Below are 19431 nucleotides of genomic sequence, written 5' to 3' on the forward strand. Positions count from 1 at the left end.
ACTAAAAGTATACAGGTGTTCCTATTTTAGTAAACTATTATATATTTTAACATAAGCATCCACCATTTTTTCAATGTTATAGTTTTCAGATTTAGTTTTACATTTGAGAACTATCTCATTATAAAATTTATGGTCATTATTTAGTTCTAAAATTTTTGCTGAAAGGTCATCTTCATTTTCGAATAAAATTCCGGCATTTTCTACGACTTCTTTTAATCCAGGTGAATTTGACGCTAAAAAAGGTTTTCCTGATGCAAGTCCTTCTACACTAGCAAGAGATAATCCTTCATATTTAGATGCTAAAACCACAAAGTCTACGGTTTTTAAGAATTGAGGAACATCACCTCTTACCCCTAGAAAATGTGCTCTGTCTAAAACATTTATTTCTTTAGCTAAATTGAGATTCGTTTCTTTTGTAACTCCATCTCCAATTAATATTAGATGAAAATTTTCTGGAAGTTTCACTAATGCCTTTATAGCAATATCCTGACTTTTTTGAGCGGTAAAACTTGATACTTGTAAAATTATTTTAGAATTTATAGGAATATTAAACTCAGATAAGTCTAAGGGATTAGCCTTTTTTATTTCTTCTAAATTTATTCCATTGTAAACTAATTCTATACGTTTATCGTAAGAAGGTGATAAGTGTTCCTTTAGATTTACATCTACGGCGTCAGAAATTGTTATTATTTTATCATATTGCTTGTAAATAAATTTTTCAACTAATTTTATACTTTTTTTATTTCTTCTTTTATTAGTTGTATTATGTTCCGTAAATAGTAATTTACAAGGTTTAAATTTGAAAAAATTTGCAAATGCTACCCAGTAGAACATAGGGAATAAATGAACATGAACAAGATCGTAATTTTTAATAATAGCTCTAATTTTTAGAATATTTTTTGGTTTGTAAATATTTTTATTTTCACCAAGTGCGTAAATTTTAATTTTTGGATGTTTACTTTTTAACTTTTTCAAAAAAACACTGTCGCCTCCGTCTAATAATAGTAGAGATACTTCAAAACCTTTTAGAGAAAGTTTATCTATTAAATCTATTACCAATTTTTCAGCACCTCCAGTGGCTAAAGAATTTATTGCTTGTAAAATTTTCATCTTTCGTTAAGTTTCAAAAATAAATTTTCGTATAATTTTAAGATTTTATCACGATCGTATCGCTCCCTAACACCTTTTGCTATTACCTTAGGATCTGAATTTTCATTTAAAGCCATCTTAATATAGTGAGAATATTCTTCTTTAGTTTCTGCTATATATCCATTAATTCCTGGCTCTAATATTTCATTGATTCCTCCAGGGCAGTTGAATACTATAGCCTTTGTTCCTGTAGCAATGGCCTCAATTAAAGCATTAGGAAAACCTTCAACAAAAGACCCCAATAAGAATAGATTACTTTCGTGTAAATAGGTGTTAATATCATTGGAAAAAGGAATAAATTTAATCTTATTGCTCAAGCCTAATTTAGCAGCTTTTAATTCAATATTTTCTTTTTCAGAACCCTTTCCTACAATAGTGTATTTAAAATTAAAATCAAGCATCGAAAGAGATTCTAATATCCTTTCATGTCCCTTTCTTTTCTCTAAAGCGCCTACCGTTATAAAATTGGGTACTTCGCTTATAGTGTTCTTTTCTTTTAAATTGAATTTATCAGAAATTGGATTGTTAATTACAGTTATATTTTCTGGTTTTAAATTATAATTAGCAATCATGTCATTTTTCATATCTTCAGATTGACAAATGAGAATGTCAAGCAAATTATAAAATTTTTTTGCAGAAAATACTTTATGTAGCAAACTATTGTTTTTTTGTATTTTTCCTAATACACTCAGCACATTTGCTTCACGACCTATAAATTTAATTTTTCTAAACCAAATAGATTGTATGGCCATCATGGTGTTTACATGAGCAAGTGTGCTCAAAACTACATCTGGTTTTTCTTTTCTTAAGAAATTAAATATAGCGCCAAAAGCATTTAAAGTTCTTTTTTTTGATAAATAAACGCAAGGTATACCTTCAATTTCATAAACACTTTCAGATTCACTTTCAATAACAAGTAGAGTAGGTGCAAACTTATTTTTATCAATTGATTGAGAGATAAATGACATGACTCTTTCTGCGCCTCCTGCTCTCAGCGATGGTAGAATAAATAGAACTTTAATTTTCAAGTTATAAATGTTTTAGGATTGTTTTAATATCAAATTCTTTAATTTTTTTTGCGGGAACCCCACCAATAACGATATTTTCTTCAGTAAAAGATTTACCGACACTTGCATTAGCCGCTATAGCAATATTGTTCGCAATTGAGATATCTCCGTAAATTTTAGCGCCTGGTCCAATGTATACATTATCACCTATTTGAGGAGCTTCTGGTTTTCCTCCCGATGCACCAATATTTACGCAGACATGTATTCTGCAATTTTTTCCAATTTTAGTTTTACTATTAATTACTATTGTACCGTAATGCATGATTGCTAATCCAGGACCAAAAACATTTCTTGGTATAGAATATCCTAAATTAAGAGATAATTTTTTGTACTTCATAAGAAGTAAGTAGAAGTATACTTTCTCAAATATGTTTTTGTTTTTATTTTGATAATATTCAGTTTTTCTTAAAAGTTTTTGAAATTTCCAGATAGGTTCTGGATATAAGAATGACTGAATCTTGCTTTTGATACTAGAGTCATCAATATTTTTTGCGATTTTATCAGCTTCAATATATTTTTTTAAATCAGCTTTGGAATTAATCATATTTTATAATTTTAATTTTTCACCTAGTTTTATATCCCATTCTTTTTCAATTATAGGACTATAACCTGAATCATGATGAAAAGTTATTTCGCCAAAATATAATTTATTATCAACTTCATACCAATCAACTCTAACATAAGGAAATTCTTTTGACAGTATTTCAGATAGTGTAATCATTTTATTTAAATTGTAGGGCCTTTTTATTTCATAATCTGCGGGAATAGCATAGGGCTTTCCGTTTTTATAGGAGGGCCAATAAAAAGGAGATCTTTCCCATTTCGAGTTATACCAATTTCTTTTATGCTCTATTGATCCTCTACTAGCATCCACAGAAATTGTCTCTGTTTTATGATTTAGAATATGAAATTTATAATCTTTTGGAGCTTTTCCTCCTTCATCAATTAATAAATCCTCAATAATTATTTTTTTCTCAATATTTTTATATTGCCATTCTTTGCTTCTGTCGTAGTAATTTAAAGCAAGTCTTCTATTAAGTTCTTGCCTAATTTCATCCCAATTTGCACTTGCTTTATCTATAATTACGATTCCTCCAGAGCTATCGTGATTTGCCTTTATAATGAATGGAGCTTCTGGTAAATTTTCAGGTTTTATATCATCAACTTTATTTGTTGAAAATAATAAAGGGACTAAGTATTCTTCCCCTATATTTTTTTTAATATATTCTCTAACGCTTAATTTATCCGCTAACTCAGTATGTAATGGCCTTCTATCATTTAATTTTAAGCAATTTATTTTTTCATTTAAAGTTTTAGGATTTTCTAAATCTAGTTCAAATCCATGTGCTTTTAAAAACCTTCTTTTTACATATTTTTCATCAGATAAAATATTATACCTATAAAAGTTATAGAAACTTCTAATTATTTTGTTAAATATATTATATTCTGGCGTTTTATAATATTCAGGGTTTATACTCATGTTTTTTTATTTGATTGTCGTTAATGTTATATGCTAAATAAACAAATACTACCATTATGTAGCCTTGATTTATTATGGTCTGTAAGCTCAACATGAAAATATATAATGTGCAAAGTATTGCTAAAGAAAAGTATTTTACATTACTGTTAGATGTAAATGAGGATTTTACATAAGTAATAAGTAGAATTATAAAAAATATGAATGTAAATATTCCAGCATCTGCCCATACTCCTAGAATTGTATTATGTCCTCTGATAATATTTGAGAACCTTAGTCCATTGCCAATTATTGGGTTTTCATTGATGTAGTTTAACATGTTTTGTAAAAGGTAATCTCGCCCAGATAAACCAACATTATCTGTTTCTAATGTTAAAATACTTGCTATATTTTCGACACGAGTTTGTTGAACCGTAGATAGTTTTCCACTACTAAGAGCAAGGTTTATGGAGCCTATTAAAAGGATGGGCACAAAAATTATTGTAAATAATATTCTTTTAGGTGTAAATAATTTATAATTAACAAGCATTATTACTAACAATGCAACGACAAATCCAGTTTTAGAAAAAGTCAATAAGACGGCATAGAATGAAATGAGCATTCCTACTAGCTTAATATATTTAAGGTATTTATTTTTGGAATTTTTTAAACTTTGATTTATAAATATGAATGAAAGCAAAGAAGATACCGCAGCATTGTTGGCATCTCCATATACTCCACCAGCTCTATCTAAGTTATATTCATAAATACCGCTGACATCTACTGAGAAATTAATAAATTTGAAGTAAATTAATAACAATGTAGTGGTGAAAAATGTAATAGTTAATACTTTTAATGTAAGTTTTCTATACTCTGGAATACTTAAAAGAACAGAAAATCCTAAAAAATAGGTTATATAAACCAGTGTTTTTAAAATGTCAGCTTCGTTCCCTAGAACTGCGCTTGCAATTAGTGAAAACGTATAATATAAAAAATAAAAAGCAATCCATAATTTTATTAATGGAGCTTTTTCTTCGCTTTTTTTCAACACCAAAAGAATACCTGCAAAAATAAATGCTATCATTAAATAAGCAGATATTTGACCAAGACTTACAGATATAAAATTCGTTATGAAAACCTGTAAATTTAAACAACTATAAAATATCGGCACATAGAAGAAAATGTAAATTAAATATTTTAATTTATCCATCTTTCAATAATTTTAACCACTGTTGATATATGTTTTCTATATCATATTTTTTTATACTTTCAGTAGAGTTGTTTTTTAATTTAGCTCTAAGGTTTTCATCATTTATTAATGAAATAATTCCTTCACGCATCTTCGTACTATCCTGATCATCGATAAGAAGTCCATTATAATTGTTTTTTATAATATCAGAAGGACCAGTAACACAATCATAGGCTATACAAGCCATTCCTTGAGACATTGCTTCTATCAAAACCATAGGTAATCCTTCAAATCGAGAAGATAAAACGAATATTTCAGATTCTTGCATGTACTTAGATACATTACTTTTAAATCCTAAAAATTCTACATTTGAATTTATATTATGTTTTTCTACTAAACTTTGAAGGAAAGTCATTCCAAGATCTCCTGCGCCAATAATTTTAAGAGTCCAATCTGGATGTTTTGAAAAAATAGGCGCTATAATTGAGATTAGATTATCAAAACCCTTATGATTATATCTGTCTAAATTACCAATAGCAATTATTGTTTTGTTTCTGATATTACCTATTTCATTAAACGAACTAAAAGTACTTGGATTTGGCATTACAACCACATTTGCTTTAAGTTTTTGATAATAATTAACATCATAAGAAGTTAATACAGTTACGTAATTTGCATATTTATAAATATATTTTTTTGTAAATAAAGCTAACTTAGATTTTTGCTGTAGATGATTTATATGTTCTGAGGCAATTATATTTATACTGTAAAATTTAGCAACTATAATTGTTATTAAATTTATTAGAGTTAGAAATGATATTATATAATCTGGTCTATTATTTTTTAATTTGTAATAGCTAAGTAGATTTATGAAAGACCTAATTTTATGGTTTTTTATTTTACCATGATGCAATTTTACGCGAGTAATATTTTCATTAAGCTCATAAAATTCTCCATCGTTAAATGTTATTAAACTTACAGTATGATTTTTTTTAGAAAAATATTCAGCTAGTAATACCATAACCCTTTCCGCACCGCCACCATGTAAAGCAGAAATAATAAAGTCTATTTTCATATTTCTATTTTTTGTAATTTATATTGTTTTATAGTGTAAGCAAAGTATATAAAACTACTTATAATATATACTAATGTGGTACTTAATACTAAGCCGTAGACTTTGTAATATTTAATGAAAATGATATTTAAAATAATATTTAGTGCTAGGTTCCAAAGAGACGTCCAAGCCATAAATTTATTTTTGTTTATAGCTGTCAAAAATTTAACAGTTACTAAAGTAGTTAAATAAAAAGGGATATAAATTAAAGCTATTTGTTGTATTTGATACACTACTTGGGTATCCTGAGCAGTAAATTGATCTTTCTCGAATAATAACCAAACAATATATTCTGAGAAGTAAACGAATATTCCTGTAATTGCAAGAGTAACAATAAACAAGATTTTGAGTACTTTAAATAGGTATTTATAGGCGTTATTTATGTCTTCTACAACTAATTTTGAAAAATGTGGTAACAAAACGTTACCAATAGCCATTATCAGGATGCCAACAACAAATGAAGGAATTTTAATACCATAATTGATGGCTGTTATAGATCCTACAATTAATTGGGCTGCAAAGAATTGATCAACAAAACCATTTAAACCAGTAAATAAACCAGAGAAAATTTTGGGAGGTAATTGTTTAATCATTATCGATATATTCTCACTCTTCTGTGGTTTTGATAAGATTATTAAATTTTTAGATTTAGAATAGAAGCATAAAACAAAAAAGCTAATGATACTACCGGTTAATAAGCCTACAGCCAATACAAAATCCCCTAGATAACCCTTGTAAAAGAACAAGCATATCAATGTAGTAAATGCTGTGAAAATTGGTGTTAAAGATGTAATTAAAAATTTGCCCTTTATTTCTATTAATCCAGAAATTAGAGATGCCATACCCCAGAAGAAAATACAGGGTAATACAATATAAAATTGCGTTCTTATTAAGTCATAATACTTTAGGTCATGTCCAGGAAAGGTTAGCTCTAAAAAGAAATAAACAAATATTAATGCAAAAAGGCTTAAAATGGTTACTAAAATAAGAACAATTAAAAAACTTACAGATTGAAAGCTACCTAAGTCCTCCCCTTTTTTTGATTCAACTATATAATTAGGTATGAATAGGTTTTTCAAGGAGCCGATAAAAACTGTTTGCAAAAAAGTGGGTATTAGAATTGAAAGATAAAATGTATCTAATAATTCTGATAGGCCAAAGGTTCTTGCGATTAGAGCTTCTTTATAAAATGAAATAATTTTTACCAATAAAGTAACAACTCCTACAATAAAGAAATTTCTGGCAACTTGATTCTTTGAGACACTCTTTATTTTATTTAAAAAAATGTCGAAATACTTGTTATTCATTAAAATAAACTTTTTCTTTTTAGATAGATCATGTTGCAAAATGCAAATATCATCATTATATTTTCGTTTAATTATATTATATTTATTTTTTTCGATTAACTCAAGTTAATATAAGTTATACGGGGCTTTTGTAAAATAATTAAAATATGTTTCAAAAATTTATTATCATAATTATTCTTATTTCAATTCAAAATATATGTGTTGCAAAATCTATTAAGATACCAGAAAAAACCACAAGTTTAAATTTTGATTTAACAGATGAACTTAAGTTAGCGTTAAATTCAAATATTGATAGTATAATTATTAAAAGTAATATTGAAGATTATTTTTTAGATCCAATTACTTTGTTTAATGTTTATAACAAAACAATAATATTTGAGGACGGTGTGTCTCTTAGAGCCAAACCAAAGGCATTTAAAAGAACGAATGATGTATTACTCAAATTTATCAATAGTAATAATATAATTATTATAGGTAATAATGGTAAATTATCTATGAACAAGGAAGAATATGTAAATGGCGAATGGCGTAATGCAATAAGTCTTTTGGGATGTAACAATGTGTTTATAGAAAAATTACATATAATGGATTCAGGAGGAGATGGTGTTTACATATCAGGAAGTAGTACTAGAAGTTTTAGTTCAAATATTCATTTGAACGAAATTATTTGTCAAAATAATAAAAGGCAAGGATTATCAATTATAAGCGCGGAACACGTAGTGATTGAAAATTCTATGTTTTGTGATACAAATGGAGCATTACCAGAAGCAGGTATAGACATTGAGCCAAATTCAGAACAGGATAGAGTAGTTGATATAAATTTTAATAATTGCTTATTCGAAAAAAACGGACATTCAGGTATTCTTTTAGCGTTGAGTAAATTAAATTCTAATTCAACTCCTGTTAGTGTTACATTTAATAATTGTGTTATATCTAATAATCACAGTCTTGAAAACCCCTATGCTAAAGCTGAGTTAGTGTTTACAGCTAAAAAGGAAAACCCTGTTAAAGGTCATGTTATATTTAATAAATGCTTGGTTAAAGACTCTGAGTGGAGTTTTTTTTATAGTAGAAAAACAAGTAATGCGTACACGGTAACTTTTAAAGATTGCGTGGTGAATAATATATCTAAAAATGAAAAGAGTGCAGTTATTAATTTAGAGGTGCCGGATTATTATAAAGAAACATATTTCCTTGGTGGGTATTATTTTGAAAATTTACAATTAGAATATTATTCAAAAGCACCTTATTTAAGGGTGAGAGGGTCGCATTTGAACACATTAAAAGGTGTAACAAATATTAAGGGTACAATTAATTTAATTAGCAATACTGTTAAAGAGGTAGAATATATTAATTATGATAAAAAGAATAACAAAGATGTAGATATTGAGTTGAATTATATATATTCAAGGCATTAATATAATTATAGCATATAATTTATATAATCTTCTGTAGCATTTTCTTTAAGGATAATATTAGATGGGTTGCCCATGACAATTGAATTGTCAGGGACATCCATGTTTACATAACTATTGGGGGCTATTAAAACGTTGTTCCCAATAAATACTTTTCCAACAATTACAGATCCAGTTCCAACCCAGACCTTATTACCTAAGGTAGGGTACCCCTTTAATCTGCCTCTGTTTGATTGTCCTATAGTAGTATTGTGGGCGATATTACAATTTTTGCCAATTTTTGCTTTTGAATTTATTACAACTGGTCCAAAATGTCCCAAGTAAAAACCTTCTCCAATTTCGGTATTTATAGGTATTTGATACCCATATTTATAGCTGTATTTTTTAACTAATAGTCTATAAAATATGCCCAAGATAGACCTCTTTTTATATTTTGATGCTTTTCTAAATAAGTAGGTGTATCTGAAGCCTTCCTTTCTAAATCCTTTTAGCATTGAAGTTTCACCGGCGTATCTAAACAAGTCTTTTTTAGTTATCTCATTCATATATAAATATATTTTAATTGCAATTATTGTATTCAAAGCTATACATATAATTTTAAACATTTTTTTATTAATTAAAACTTGATCATTTTTTTTTTGAAGTTTTTGATAATATCAACTATTTTTTAAATTAAAATTAACATTTACATACTCTAAATGTGTATTTCATCGAATAAATCGTGCATTTCATACTAAAAGGAACTTATTAACGTACTTAGTATAATTATTAACTCATTTACTAATTATCAGCAATTAATAAGCCAACCTACTTCGCTTTATATATACCCCTCAAATCACATTAAAAATGAAAAATACGTTTAATATTCTCTTGATTTATTTGTTGGTAACATTTTTCACTGCATGCTCTAACGATAACTTCTTAGAAGAAGTAGTAGTTGCAGAAGAAGTTACTGAAGAACTTGTAGAAGACAAAGAGGTTGATCCAGTAGATCCTCCTGTGTCAACTCCTATTCCCACAGTAACTTTAAAAGAAGGGCAGATATACCCGGAAAATGGAGTTATGGCATCAACATTTGGATATACGAAAGAAAACGCTACAGTAGCTTTGAAAGCAGCACTAGAATCTAACAATAGCGTAATTATAATAGACAAGCAAGAGGCTGATTGGATCATAGAGCCATTAAAGTTATTTGGTATTAATAATAAACGTATCTTCATAGAAGAAGGGGTTGTTATACGTTCAAAGGCATTTGCTTTTGGTGTATTAAGTGCTTCATTAATTGATCTTATAATGTGTGAAGATTTAATTATTGATGGTTATGGAGCTTCTTTTCAAATGAATAAAGAAGAGTATACAGACGGAGAGTGGAGGCATGCCTTATCTATTAGAGGCTCTTCTGGTATTACAATTAGAGGATTGGAATTTAGAGATAGTGGTGGCGATGGTATTTATTTATCAGGAACAGAAAATCCTGGTACCTTTTCTGAAAACATTATTATAGAAGATATTAAATCAATCAATAATAAGAGACAAGGTTTTAGTATTATTTCAGCTAAAAATGTATGGGTTTCTAATAGTTTATTTTCAGAAACAAATGGTGCTTTGCCGGAGTCTGGTGTGGATTTTGAACCAAATAGGGAGAGTGATATATTACAAAATATTAATTTTAATAATTGTAGTTTTACTAAAAATAAGCATGCAGGAATTCTTTTGTCTTTAGGTAATTTGACTTCTAATTCTAGTCCTATTTCAATAAACTTTACAGATTGTTTTACAAGTTCTAATTCATCTATTGAAAATGCATATGTCGATAGTGAAATTGTGATAGGAGGTAATAGTAGTAGTCTTGTCCAGGGTGATGTGCAGTTTGATAGATTGACAATTGACGGTAGTGATTGGGGAATGCTATATAGTAGAAAAGTAGCAGAAGGTTTTCATGTAACTTTTACAGATTGTATTTTAAAGAATATCTGTAGAGATAATTCTAAGTCTCCAATCACGTTAGAAGTTGCTGATTACAGTAGTGAAACGGAATCTTTAGGTGGCTTTACTTTTAACAACATCGAGGTGGAGTATTTTACGGAGGTTCCGCTAATAACAATTAATGGTTGGGAAACCTTAAAAACTTTAAAAGATATTCAGGGTAACTTTAAAATGCTCCAAAATGGTAATCAAATTATTAAGTATAGTAATTATGATAAAATTAATAATACCAATGTTTCAATATTGTTAGAAGACTTAAAATAAAATATATTTATAGAGATTTTTAATTTTACACTTTTAAGTTGAATATATTCTATTTCTGTGTATTTTTTCTTAGTCGACTAAATAGTAAAGGTAAGTGCCGGTCCATAAATTTAATTTTTAATTTATTTAATGTAATATTATTATTTACATTGAACAACCTTAATATTGAAAAAAAATATTGTATTAGGTTTTAGGTAGTTTATAGCTTAACGCCCTCTGAATCAGTCAAAGCAGAGTTGGGGTGCTATTAATTCAATATGTTGAGATAAATGATTCTTTCTATTTAACTCAAGGTATGAGAAATATACTCAATACAACTAATTTTATAGGAGTAATATATACAAATATTATCAAATTTGTATAAGAATGTGGAAAGTACTGAATATAATTTCTAATACAATAGGCTCTATTATAAATTGATATTCAGTTACAAAACAAAATTATAAATTCCTCAAAAGAATCTTCTAATTCAAAATCAAAAATGTTTTGAGGTCTTAGAACCTTATCGTTCTTCTTATTCAGATAAACTAAAATATTTGCTTAAACTCAACAACAATCGGCATAATTATATTAAATTTTTAATTTTTTTCTTATAAGTAAGATCAATATTTTATTGTGATTAACCTTACGTTAATTTTTTTAATACACAGTCAGTCCTATTAAAATTCTGAAGCCTAATTTTTTAGGGCTTTAATAGCTACTGTTTCATTAATTTTTTGAAGTGATATAATGTAAAGTCCTACGTTTAGAGTACTGAAGTCAACCTTTACATCATGTATTCCTTTTGTGAATTTTTCGTTGACAAGTATTTGTTTTACGAGAGTCGATTGAAGATCGAAAATACTAATGGTAACAATTTCATCTGTTTCAGCTTCAAATCTCAAATAACTGTTTTTTTGAACAGGATTTTCTGTCAAAATGGCTTTAGTTTTTATTAATTCTTCACTATCATCTGAAGGCCATACGAAAAAATCAGAACTTTCAATTAAAGAAGCTTTTAAACTTGAAGAAGATAAAGAAGAAGTACATGGTTCATTTTTAATTACAAGTCTTTTATTAGAAGATGAATTTGTTTTAAAACCAGGTTTTAAAGTGATTTTTTCTCCAGCGGAATATGTTGAAGTTCCAGAGATTGAATGCAATATACTAGATGTTGACGTAATTGTCTTTTGAGCGCTTTTTGTAAACGGTTTAGTTTCAGTGGTACTCAAATTCAAGTTTTCAGAACAATTTGATGTTACAGGAGGAGTTTTTACATCACTGGGTAGTATAGAGGCAAATTTATATTGTAATTTGACATTATTGAAAGCAGATACATTATCATATTTTATAACATTATTAATGTTTAAAGCACTGTTTACAATAGTAAAGCTTCCATTTACATTATACATGCCGCCATTTGTTTTAGATGCGTACACTACAGTGAAAGGACTATCTCTGCTGTACTCTATTTCGGTGTTATTAAATGTTATGTTACCAAAACCTAAGGTGTTATTTGAATAATTGTTTGTAGAAAGTATTATAGGAGATCCTTTTTCTATTGCAACATTTTTAAGCACAGTATTAGTAAAATCTACAGAAAATGAATTTGAAGGTAATTTGGAGCTTATAGCATAACCCTTTGCGTTTTCTATTTTAGTATTTATAAAATCCACACTTCCTTTTGCCGGATTTAAGACACTGCTTCCAACACCAATATTTATCTCGGCTGCACCTACGGAATTTAAATATGAATTATTTGATATATAAGAATCTTCAATTGTGATATCTAATAATGCACTGCTTCCATTCAAATGAAGGGTGCTTATTTGAATGCCACTGTAATAGTTTTTTATAAACTTACAATTTTTAAATATGATATCTTTTAATGTATCATTAGTGGTGTTGGGTTCAAAGTTAACGCCACAGCCTAATATACCTTTGTAGGATTCATTGAATTCGGAATTACTAATATATAATCCATCTGCTGAAATTATAGAAATTCCGTCTCTTGCATTTTTTTTAGATATTACATCTTTGATTGTTATGTTTTTTGAATTTGTAGTATTATACCTTGCAATGTAAATTCCATCGCCGCCACTTCCATCAATATTTAATCCGTTTACTTTAACATTTAGCCCCCCTAATATGCTTAAGCTGTGTCTGTGCTCTGTTCTGCTATAGCTTTTAATTAAATTGTCAGTGTCCATTTTAAAAGTAGAGCCGTAACCATTTATAGTTATATTATTTGGACGAATGAATTTAAACAGTGCATCGGTACTGTTGTAAAACTTACCTGTGATACCCTCTATAACCACACCACTTTCGATAATAATGACTTTATTACTTAGGTCAATTAAGCTTAAAGGACCAATCTTCCATGGACCACTTTGTTTATCAATTATTATAGTGTCATAAGAAGAATTTAGCGCATTCTTTAAGGCAGTAGTTGCATCACTGGAATTGTAGCCAAATGATGAAGCTTTAATTTCGGAAGCTTCAATACTAGTGATAGATAAACTAATTACTATTAAAATTAGATACTTGGAGATAATATTTAACGAGAAATTCATAATTGAAATTGAATTTTGATTTAATTTTTTGAAATTAATTTTTGGATATTATTATTTTCAATTTTTAAAGATTCAATTTCTTTTTCTTGCTTCTTAAGGTTATTGTTTAACTCTAAAATATATAAAGTAAGTTCTTCAATTTTTTGCAATAATTTGGAATCCATTTTACCTAAAGGAATTCCATTGTTCTCAATATCTTTAGCGCTAGGAATATCTTTTAAGTGACCATTTTTTGTTATGTAGCTTTGAACGCTGTCAAGTGTTGGTAATTTATAATTCTCTTTAAATACAAAATCTGACCAACCATCGCCTTCAACCACCACTTCTCTGGCGCCTACAGATCCTTCTATCGCTAATTTGTGATTTCCTGTGTCTTCTGTTCCAATACCTACTTTTTGGTAAAAGGAAATATTTCCAGTTTGTTTTATCTTATAAGACAAAATATCGGTACCCTCTAGATTATTTGTCCAGAGTTCTAGGCTATTTTCATTACCAGATTTTGTTCCTGCGTATCTTAAGTAATAACCATAAGAATAATTGGAGTGGCCCATATAGAAATCAATATCTCTATTATTTCCATATAACGATAGCGATTTACCATTTACAGTTGAAACAATTTCTAAACTAGCTTTTGGGCTAGTTGTGTTGATACCAACTTTTTGACTAGTGTACAATCCATTGGAGTTAGCTGTCCATTGTCCAGTGGCAGATATGAAAGAAAGTAAAAAAATGTAAAATGCTAAAAATTTCATTAGTTAATGTTTTTTGTATAATTACGACAAAATACACTTTTTGGACTATGAAATACTTTTTTTTTTCGATCAAATACACTTTTGATGTTTTTTGTGTCTAATTTTTTTAAAAAAATAAAGCCTTAATCTTTTTGAGATTAAGGCTTTAAAGCGTTAAAAGTATTTTTTATAATCTAGCGATGCCTTTAGATTTTAAGACTCCTTTTACATCATAAATGACTCCATTTGTTTCAAGATAATTATTTAATTCTAATTCCTCATATTCTTTATGTGCGACAGTTAAAACAATTGCGCTATATTTCTCAGAAGGTATATCTTTAATTGTATTTAGATTGTATTCATGTAATACCTCCTCTGGTGATGCCCATGGATCATAAACAGTAGTTTCAATGCCGTATTCTTTTAAATTAGAAATAACGTCTACTGCCTTTGTATTGCGTACATCAGGACAATTCTCTTTAAAGGTAATGCCTAAAACTAAAATTTTAGCATTCTTAATTTTTAAATCATTTTTGAGCATTAATTTAATAACTTCAGAAGCCACATAGCCTCCCATGCTATCATTAAGTCTTCGCCCAGCCAATATGATTTCTGGATGATAGCCATATTCTTGTGCTTTTTGAGCTAAATAGTACGGGTCAACTCCTATGCAGTGTCCTCCGACTAAACCAGGCTTAAAGGGAAGAAAATTCCATTTGGTACCCGCAGCTTCTAAGACAGCATGCGTATCAATATTCATTAGATTGAAAATCTTTGCTAATTCATTAACGAAAGCAATATTTATATCACGTTGTGAGTTTTCAATTACTTTAGCTGCTTCGGCTACCTTGATAGTAGGGGCTAGGTGCGTACCTGCTGTAATTACGGATTTGTATAAGTTATCTACTTTAATACCAATTTCTGGGGTAGACCCAGAAGTTACTTTTAAAATTTTTTCTACCGTATGCTCTTTGTCCCCTGGGTTAATGCGCTCTGGAGAATATCCAGCAAAGAAGTCTGTGTTAAACTTTAGTCCACTAACTTTTTCTAAAACAGGGATACATTCTTCTTCTGTAGCTCCAGGATATACTGTTGATTCATAAATAACAATATCTCCTTTTTTTAGAACTGAAGCAACAGTTTCGCTGGACTTGTATAGAGGGGTTAAATCTGGTCTGTTATTTTTATCAACAGGGGTTGGTACTGTTACTATATAATAGTTACAATCTTTTAAGTCTTCTATAGAATAAGAACAATAAAGACCTAATTTACTGTCAGATTTATTTTTTAAAACAGCGTTTAATGTTTTGTTATCAACTTCTAAGGTAGCATCATGGCCAGTATTCAAATCATTTACTCTTTGTTTATTGATGTCAAATCCAACAACAGAATATTTGGTTGCAAATAACCTAGCTAAAGGCAAGCCTACATATCCAAGGCCGATGATTGCTATTTTTATATTTTTCATTTTTCTATTTTAAATTTTTATAATACCAATTTACAGCTTCTTTCAACCCCTGTTTTATATCAAACTTGGGGTCGTACTGTAGCAATTTTTTCGCTTTATCAATGGAAGCCAAAGAGTGTGGCACATCACCTTGTCTGTTTGGTCCATATTTTATTTCAATATTATTGATTTTATTGTCAAACTTTCCAAGGTATTCTTTCAACAGGGTTATAAGCTCTGTTAAATCGGTTCGTTCTCCAAAAGCGGTATTATAAACAGTGTTTATAGCGTCTGAATTGGTTGTTGTAATAGCTCTAACGTTCATTTCAATGACGTTATCTATATATGTGAAATCTCTAGAGTAAGAGCCATCCCCATTTATTGTTGGGGATTCATGATTTAATAGCTGAATAACAAATTTAGGAATTACCGCAGCATAGGCCCCGTTGGGATCTTGTTTCCTTCCAAAAACGTTAAAGTATCTTAATCCTATTGTCTCTAGACCGTAAGTTTTAGAAAAAATTTCGGCATACAATTCATTAACATATTTTGTAATAGCATAAGGAGATAACGGTTTTCCAATGTTATCCTCTATTTTTGGTAAACTTTCAGAATCTCCATAAGTAGACGAGCTTGCGGCGAAAATAAAGCGTTTAACTTTTGAATCTCTTGCCGCTACTAGCATATTTAAGAACCCTGATACATTTACATCATTGCTGGTTATAGGATCATTTATTGAACGTGGTACAGATCCTAGCGCAGCTTCGTGTAATACAAAATCAACATCCTTGCAGGCTGTCAAGCAATCTTCAAGTTTTCTTATATCACCCTCAATAAGTGTGAAATTAGAATTTAATAATAGGGGTTGTATATTTTCTCTTTTTCCTGTGGAAAAATTGTCTAAGCAAGTAACTTTATTACCGTTAGATAATAAGGATTCACAAATGTTAGAGCCTATAAAACCAGCCCCACCTGTAACTAAGATATGAAAATTTGAATCTAAATTTAATTCTTTAATATCCATTTTTTTTATTTTAATGCATTTTTAGAATGATACTCCTGATACCATTGCACAAATTTTTTGATACCACTTGAAACAGAAGTTTTCGGAGAATAATTATAATCTGTAATTAACTCATCTACATTTGCCCAAGTTCTTGCTACATCTCCAGGTTGCATCGGTAAAAATTCTTTTTGAGCGGTTACTGCTAAATTTTTTTCAATCTCAATAATGAAATCTGTTAACTTCACACTGTCGTTGTTTCCTATATTATAGATTTTATAACCTTCGTTTTTTGTGATTCGTTCTTTAGTATCTTTTTCTATGATCCTAAACACTCCTTCAACAATATCATCGACATACGTGAAATCTCGTTCCATGTCTCCATGGTTAAAAACTTTAATAGGCTTATTTTTACTTATAGCATCGGTGAATAAATAGATAGCCATATCAGGTCTTCCCCATGGTCCATACACGGTGAAGAAACGTAGCCCTGTTGTAGCAAACCCATAGAGATGACTATAGGTGTGTGCCATTAGTTCATTCGCTTTTTTACTTGCAGCGTATAAGCTTATTGGGTGGTCTACAGTGTCAGTTGTTTTAAAAGGAACTTCTTTATTTAAACCATAAACACTTGAACTACTTGCGTATACTAAATGATTAATTGAGTGATGTCTGCAACATTCTAAAATATTTAAAAAGCCAACAATATTACTATCAATATACGTTTCTGGATTTTCAATACTATACCTAACACCAGCTTGTGCAGCCAAATTACAAACAATATCAAAATTTTCTTCGGCGAATAACGCGGGTAAGTTTTTACGGTCTTCAATATTGAGCCTTATAAACTTAAATTGATCTTTGAAAGTTTCACTATTACTTAAGCTATTAAAAAGAGTTGCGTTCTTTCTTAAGATACCTAACTCTTTTAGCCTCGCAAATTTTAGATCAGTGTCATAATAATCATTAATATTGTCTAAACCAACAACCTCATGTCCGTTATCTAATAATTTTTGCGCGGTATGGAAGCCAATAAATCCTGCAGCTCCAGTTACTAGTACTTTCATATTCAAATAGTTATAGTGTCAATTAATAATTTAATTCTTATGGATACATTTGGTGTTCGGAACTAAACTTGACCTATTCTGTAATAGTTAAAACCAATTTCTTCCATTTTAGCTTTGTCTAAAAGACGTCTTCCGTCAAATATAAAGGCTGGTTTTAACATTTTGTCATATATTTTCTCCCAATCGTAGGTTTTAAATTCATCCCACTCGGTTAGTATAGCGATGGCATGAGCATTTTCTACTTGCTCCATAGGATCATTTACTACGGTAAGTAAATTTCTATTTTCTTCGGGAGTACGTGTATTTAAATAATCTAAATCTCTAAATACTATTTGTTCTTTTACTTGAGGATCAAAAACGCTTAATTCCGCTCTTTCTTCTAATAAGGCATCTGCTACATAGATAGCGGCAGATTCACGAGTATCATTGGTGTCTTTTTTAAATGCCCAACCAAAGAATACTATTTTTTTACCCGATACGGTGTTGTATAAAGTACTGATAATATTATCTGCGAACCTTCTTTTTTGATAATCATTCATGATGATTACTTGTTCCCAATAATCGGCAACTTCTTGCAAGCCTAAGCTGTGAGAAATATACACAAGATTTAGGATATCTTTCTGAAAACAGGAACCTCCAAAACCAACAGAAGAACTTAAAAATTTAGAACCAATACGAGAATCATATCCAATAGCTCTTGCAACTTCTTCAACATTAGCATCTGTTTTTTCACAAAGCGCAGAAATAGAGTTGATGGAAGATACACGTTGTGCTAAAAATGCATTTGCAACTAATTTTGATAGCTCAGAAGACCAAACATTCGTTTGTAAAATACGCTCTTTTGGCAACCAGTTTTCATAGATTTGACTTAATAAATCTTTCGCTTTTTGACCTGATGGTGTTTCATCACCCCCAATTAAAACACGATCAGCATTTAGTAAATCTTGAATAGCAGTTCCTTCTGCTAAAAATTCAGGATTGGATAGGATTTCAAAATTCACCCCATTACCCGTATTATCAAGAATATTTTTTATAGCCCCAGCAGTACGTACGGGTAAGGTAGACTTTTCTACTACTATTTTATCTGTGGTAGCCACTTTTGCAATATTTCTAGCGCAAAGTTCAATAAATTTTAAATCTGCAGCTTGCCCTTTTCCTTTTCCGTAGGTTTTTGTAGGAGTATTTACAGAGATGAAAATAACATCTGCTTCGTCAATAGCCTTATCTACTTCTGTAGAGAAAAATAAGTTTTTATTTCTAGTTGCGGCTACAATTTCTTTTAGGCCTGGCTCGTAGATTGGTAACTTATCCAAGTCAGCCTCATTCCATTGTGCAATTCTATCTGCATTGATATCAACAACAGTTACTTGAATATGTGGACATTTTTTAGCGATTACGGACATGGTTGGACCACCAACATAACCTGCGCCGATACAACATATTTTTGTGATTTCTTTCATTGGAATAATATCTTCAGTATTAAAATACAAATATTAGACTTTATTTTTTAATGAACCTTATCTTATCGAATAATTGAGGATTTAAAAGGATGAAATGCAGTTTATTTACCATAAATACAAATAGACTCGTATTTAATCGATAATTTAATAGCTTAAACGAATTCTAGTTAGAATAGAAGTGGAAATAAAAAACTATGTCTATTTTTACCCTCGAATTTTACACA

16 protein-coding genes are annotated in these 19431 nt (G+C 29.4%); 2 read left to right on the forward strand and 14 right to left on the reverse strand.

What is annotated here, in order from left to right:
• Positions 1 to 21 precede the first annotated feature (21 nt).
• The 7 genes from CELAL_RS15665 to murJ are packed head-to-tail and all read right to left on the reverse strand — an operon-like array spanning position 22 to position 7282.
• On the reverse strand, positions 22 to 1110 hold the full coding sequence (locus CELAL_RS15665) for a glycosyltransferase (protein WP_013551868.1): 1089 nt from the start codon (positions 1108 to 1110) through the stop codon (positions 22 to 24).
• Entirely contained in the window at positions 1107 to 2177 is a 1071-nt protein-coding gene (locus tag CELAL_RS15670) for a glycosyltransferase (protein ID WP_013551869.1), read from the reverse strand. The genes CELAL_RS15665 and CELAL_RS15670 overlap by 4 nt, the downstream gene beginning before the upstream one ends.
• Position 2178: 1 nt before the next feature.
• The gene (locus tag CELAL_RS15675) at positions 2179 to 2760 is read right to left on the reverse strand and encodes a serine O-acetyltransferase (protein ID WP_013551870.1); all 582 of its coding nucleotides are present in this window, start codon (positions 2758 to 2760) and stop codon (positions 2179 to 2181) included.
• A gap of 3 nt (positions 2761 to 2763) precedes the next feature.
• Positions 2764 to 3696 carry an ATP-grasp fold amidoligase family protein gene (locus CELAL_RS15680; protein WP_013551871.1) on the reverse strand — a complete coding sequence of 311 codons (933 nt, stop codon included), beginning with the start codon at positions 3694 to 3696 and terminating at the stop codon, positions 2764 to 2766.
• Complete coding sequence (locus tag CELAL_RS15685) at positions 3680 to 4882, reverse strand: O-antigen ligase family protein (RefSeq protein ID WP_013551872.1); 1203 nt, start codon at positions 4880 to 4882, stop codon at positions 3680 to 3682. Before CELAL_RS15685 ends, CELAL_RS15680 begins: the two co-directional genes overlap by 17 nt.
• On the reverse strand, positions 4875 to 5936 hold the full coding sequence (locus tag CELAL_RS15690; RefSeq protein WP_013551873.1) for a glycosyltransferase family 4 protein: 1062 nt from the start codon (positions 5934 to 5936) through the stop codon (positions 4875 to 4877). Before CELAL_RS15690 ends, CELAL_RS15685 begins: the two co-directional genes overlap by 8 nt.
• A complete protein-coding gene (gene murJ / locus CELAL_RS15695) occupies positions 5933 to 7282 on the reverse strand; it encodes a murein biosynthesis integral membrane protein MurJ (RefSeq protein WP_013551874.1) in 1350 nt (449 codons plus the stop codon). Before murJ ends, CELAL_RS15690 begins: the two co-directional genes overlap by 4 nt.
• Positions 7283 to 7428: 146 nt before the next feature.
• Between murJ and CELAL_RS15700 the strand changes: the two genes are divergently transcribed.
• Entirely contained in the window at positions 7429 to 8700 is a 1272-nt protein-coding gene (locus CELAL_RS15700; protein WP_013551875.1) for a right-handed parallel beta-helix repeat-containing protein, read from the forward strand.
• Positions 8701 to 8705: 5 nt separating this feature from the next.
• Here CELAL_RS15700 and CELAL_RS15705 read toward each other — a convergent pair whose 3' ends face one another.
• Positions 8706 to 9242, reverse strand: coding sequence for a serine O-acetyltransferase (locus CELAL_RS15705; RefSeq protein ID WP_041557765.1), 537 nt, complete (start codon positions 9240 to 9242; stop codon positions 8706 to 8708).
• A 301-nt stretch (positions 9243 to 9543) separates the two neighbouring features.
• On the opposite strand from CELAL_RS15705, the gene CELAL_RS15710 reads away from it, so the two are divergent.
• Entirely contained in the window at positions 9544 to 10947 is a 1404-nt protein-coding gene (locus CELAL_RS15710) for a right-handed parallel beta-helix repeat-containing protein (RefSeq protein WP_013551877.1), read from the forward strand.
• A gap of 674 nt (positions 10948 to 11621) precedes the next feature.
• Here CELAL_RS15710 and CELAL_RS15715 read toward each other — a convergent pair.
• The 6 genes from CELAL_RS15715 to CELAL_RS15740 form a co-directional block, all read right to left on the reverse strand.
• Positions 11622 to 13499: a right-handed parallel beta-helix repeat-containing protein gene (locus CELAL_RS15715; RefSeq protein ID WP_013551878.1), complete on the reverse strand. Its 1878-nt coding sequence runs from the start codon at positions 13497 to 13499 to the stop codon at positions 11622 to 11624.
• Between the two features lie 20 nt (positions 13500 to 13519).
• Positions 13520 to 14251, reverse strand: coding sequence for a hypothetical protein (locus tag CELAL_RS21590; protein WP_013551879.1), 732 nt, complete (start codon positions 14249 to 14251; stop codon positions 13520 to 13522).
• Between the two features lie 166 nt (positions 14252 to 14417).
• A complete protein-coding gene (locus tag CELAL_RS15725) occupies positions 14418 to 15698 on the reverse strand; it encodes a nucleotide sugar dehydrogenase (RefSeq protein WP_013551880.1) in 1281 nt (426 codons plus the stop codon).
• Between the two features lie 4 nt (positions 15699 to 15702).
• Complete coding sequence (locus CELAL_RS15730) at positions 15703 to 16701, reverse strand: SDR family oxidoreductase (protein ID WP_013551881.1); 999 nt, start codon at positions 16699 to 16701, stop codon at positions 15703 to 15705.
• Positions 16702 to 16706: 5 nt separating this feature from the next.
• Positions 16707 to 17747 (reverse strand): NAD-dependent epimerase, encoded by a 1041-nt coding sequence (locus CELAL_RS15735; RefSeq protein ID WP_013551882.1) that lies wholly within the window; start codon positions 17745 to 17747, stop codon positions 16707 to 16709.
• A 62-nt stretch (positions 17748 to 17809) separates the two neighbouring features.
• Positions 17810 to 19207, reverse strand: coding sequence for a nucleotide sugar dehydrogenase (locus CELAL_RS15740; RefSeq protein WP_041557766.1), 1398 nt, complete (start codon positions 19205 to 19207; stop codon positions 17810 to 17812).
• Positions 19208 to 19431 lie beyond the last annotated feature (224 nt).

The sequence above is a fragment of the Cellulophaga algicola DSM 14237 genome (genome assembly GCF_000186265.1).
Taxonomy (GTDB): Bacteria; Bacteroidota; Bacteroidia; order Flavobacteriales; family Flavobacteriaceae; genus Cellulophaga; species Cellulophaga algicola.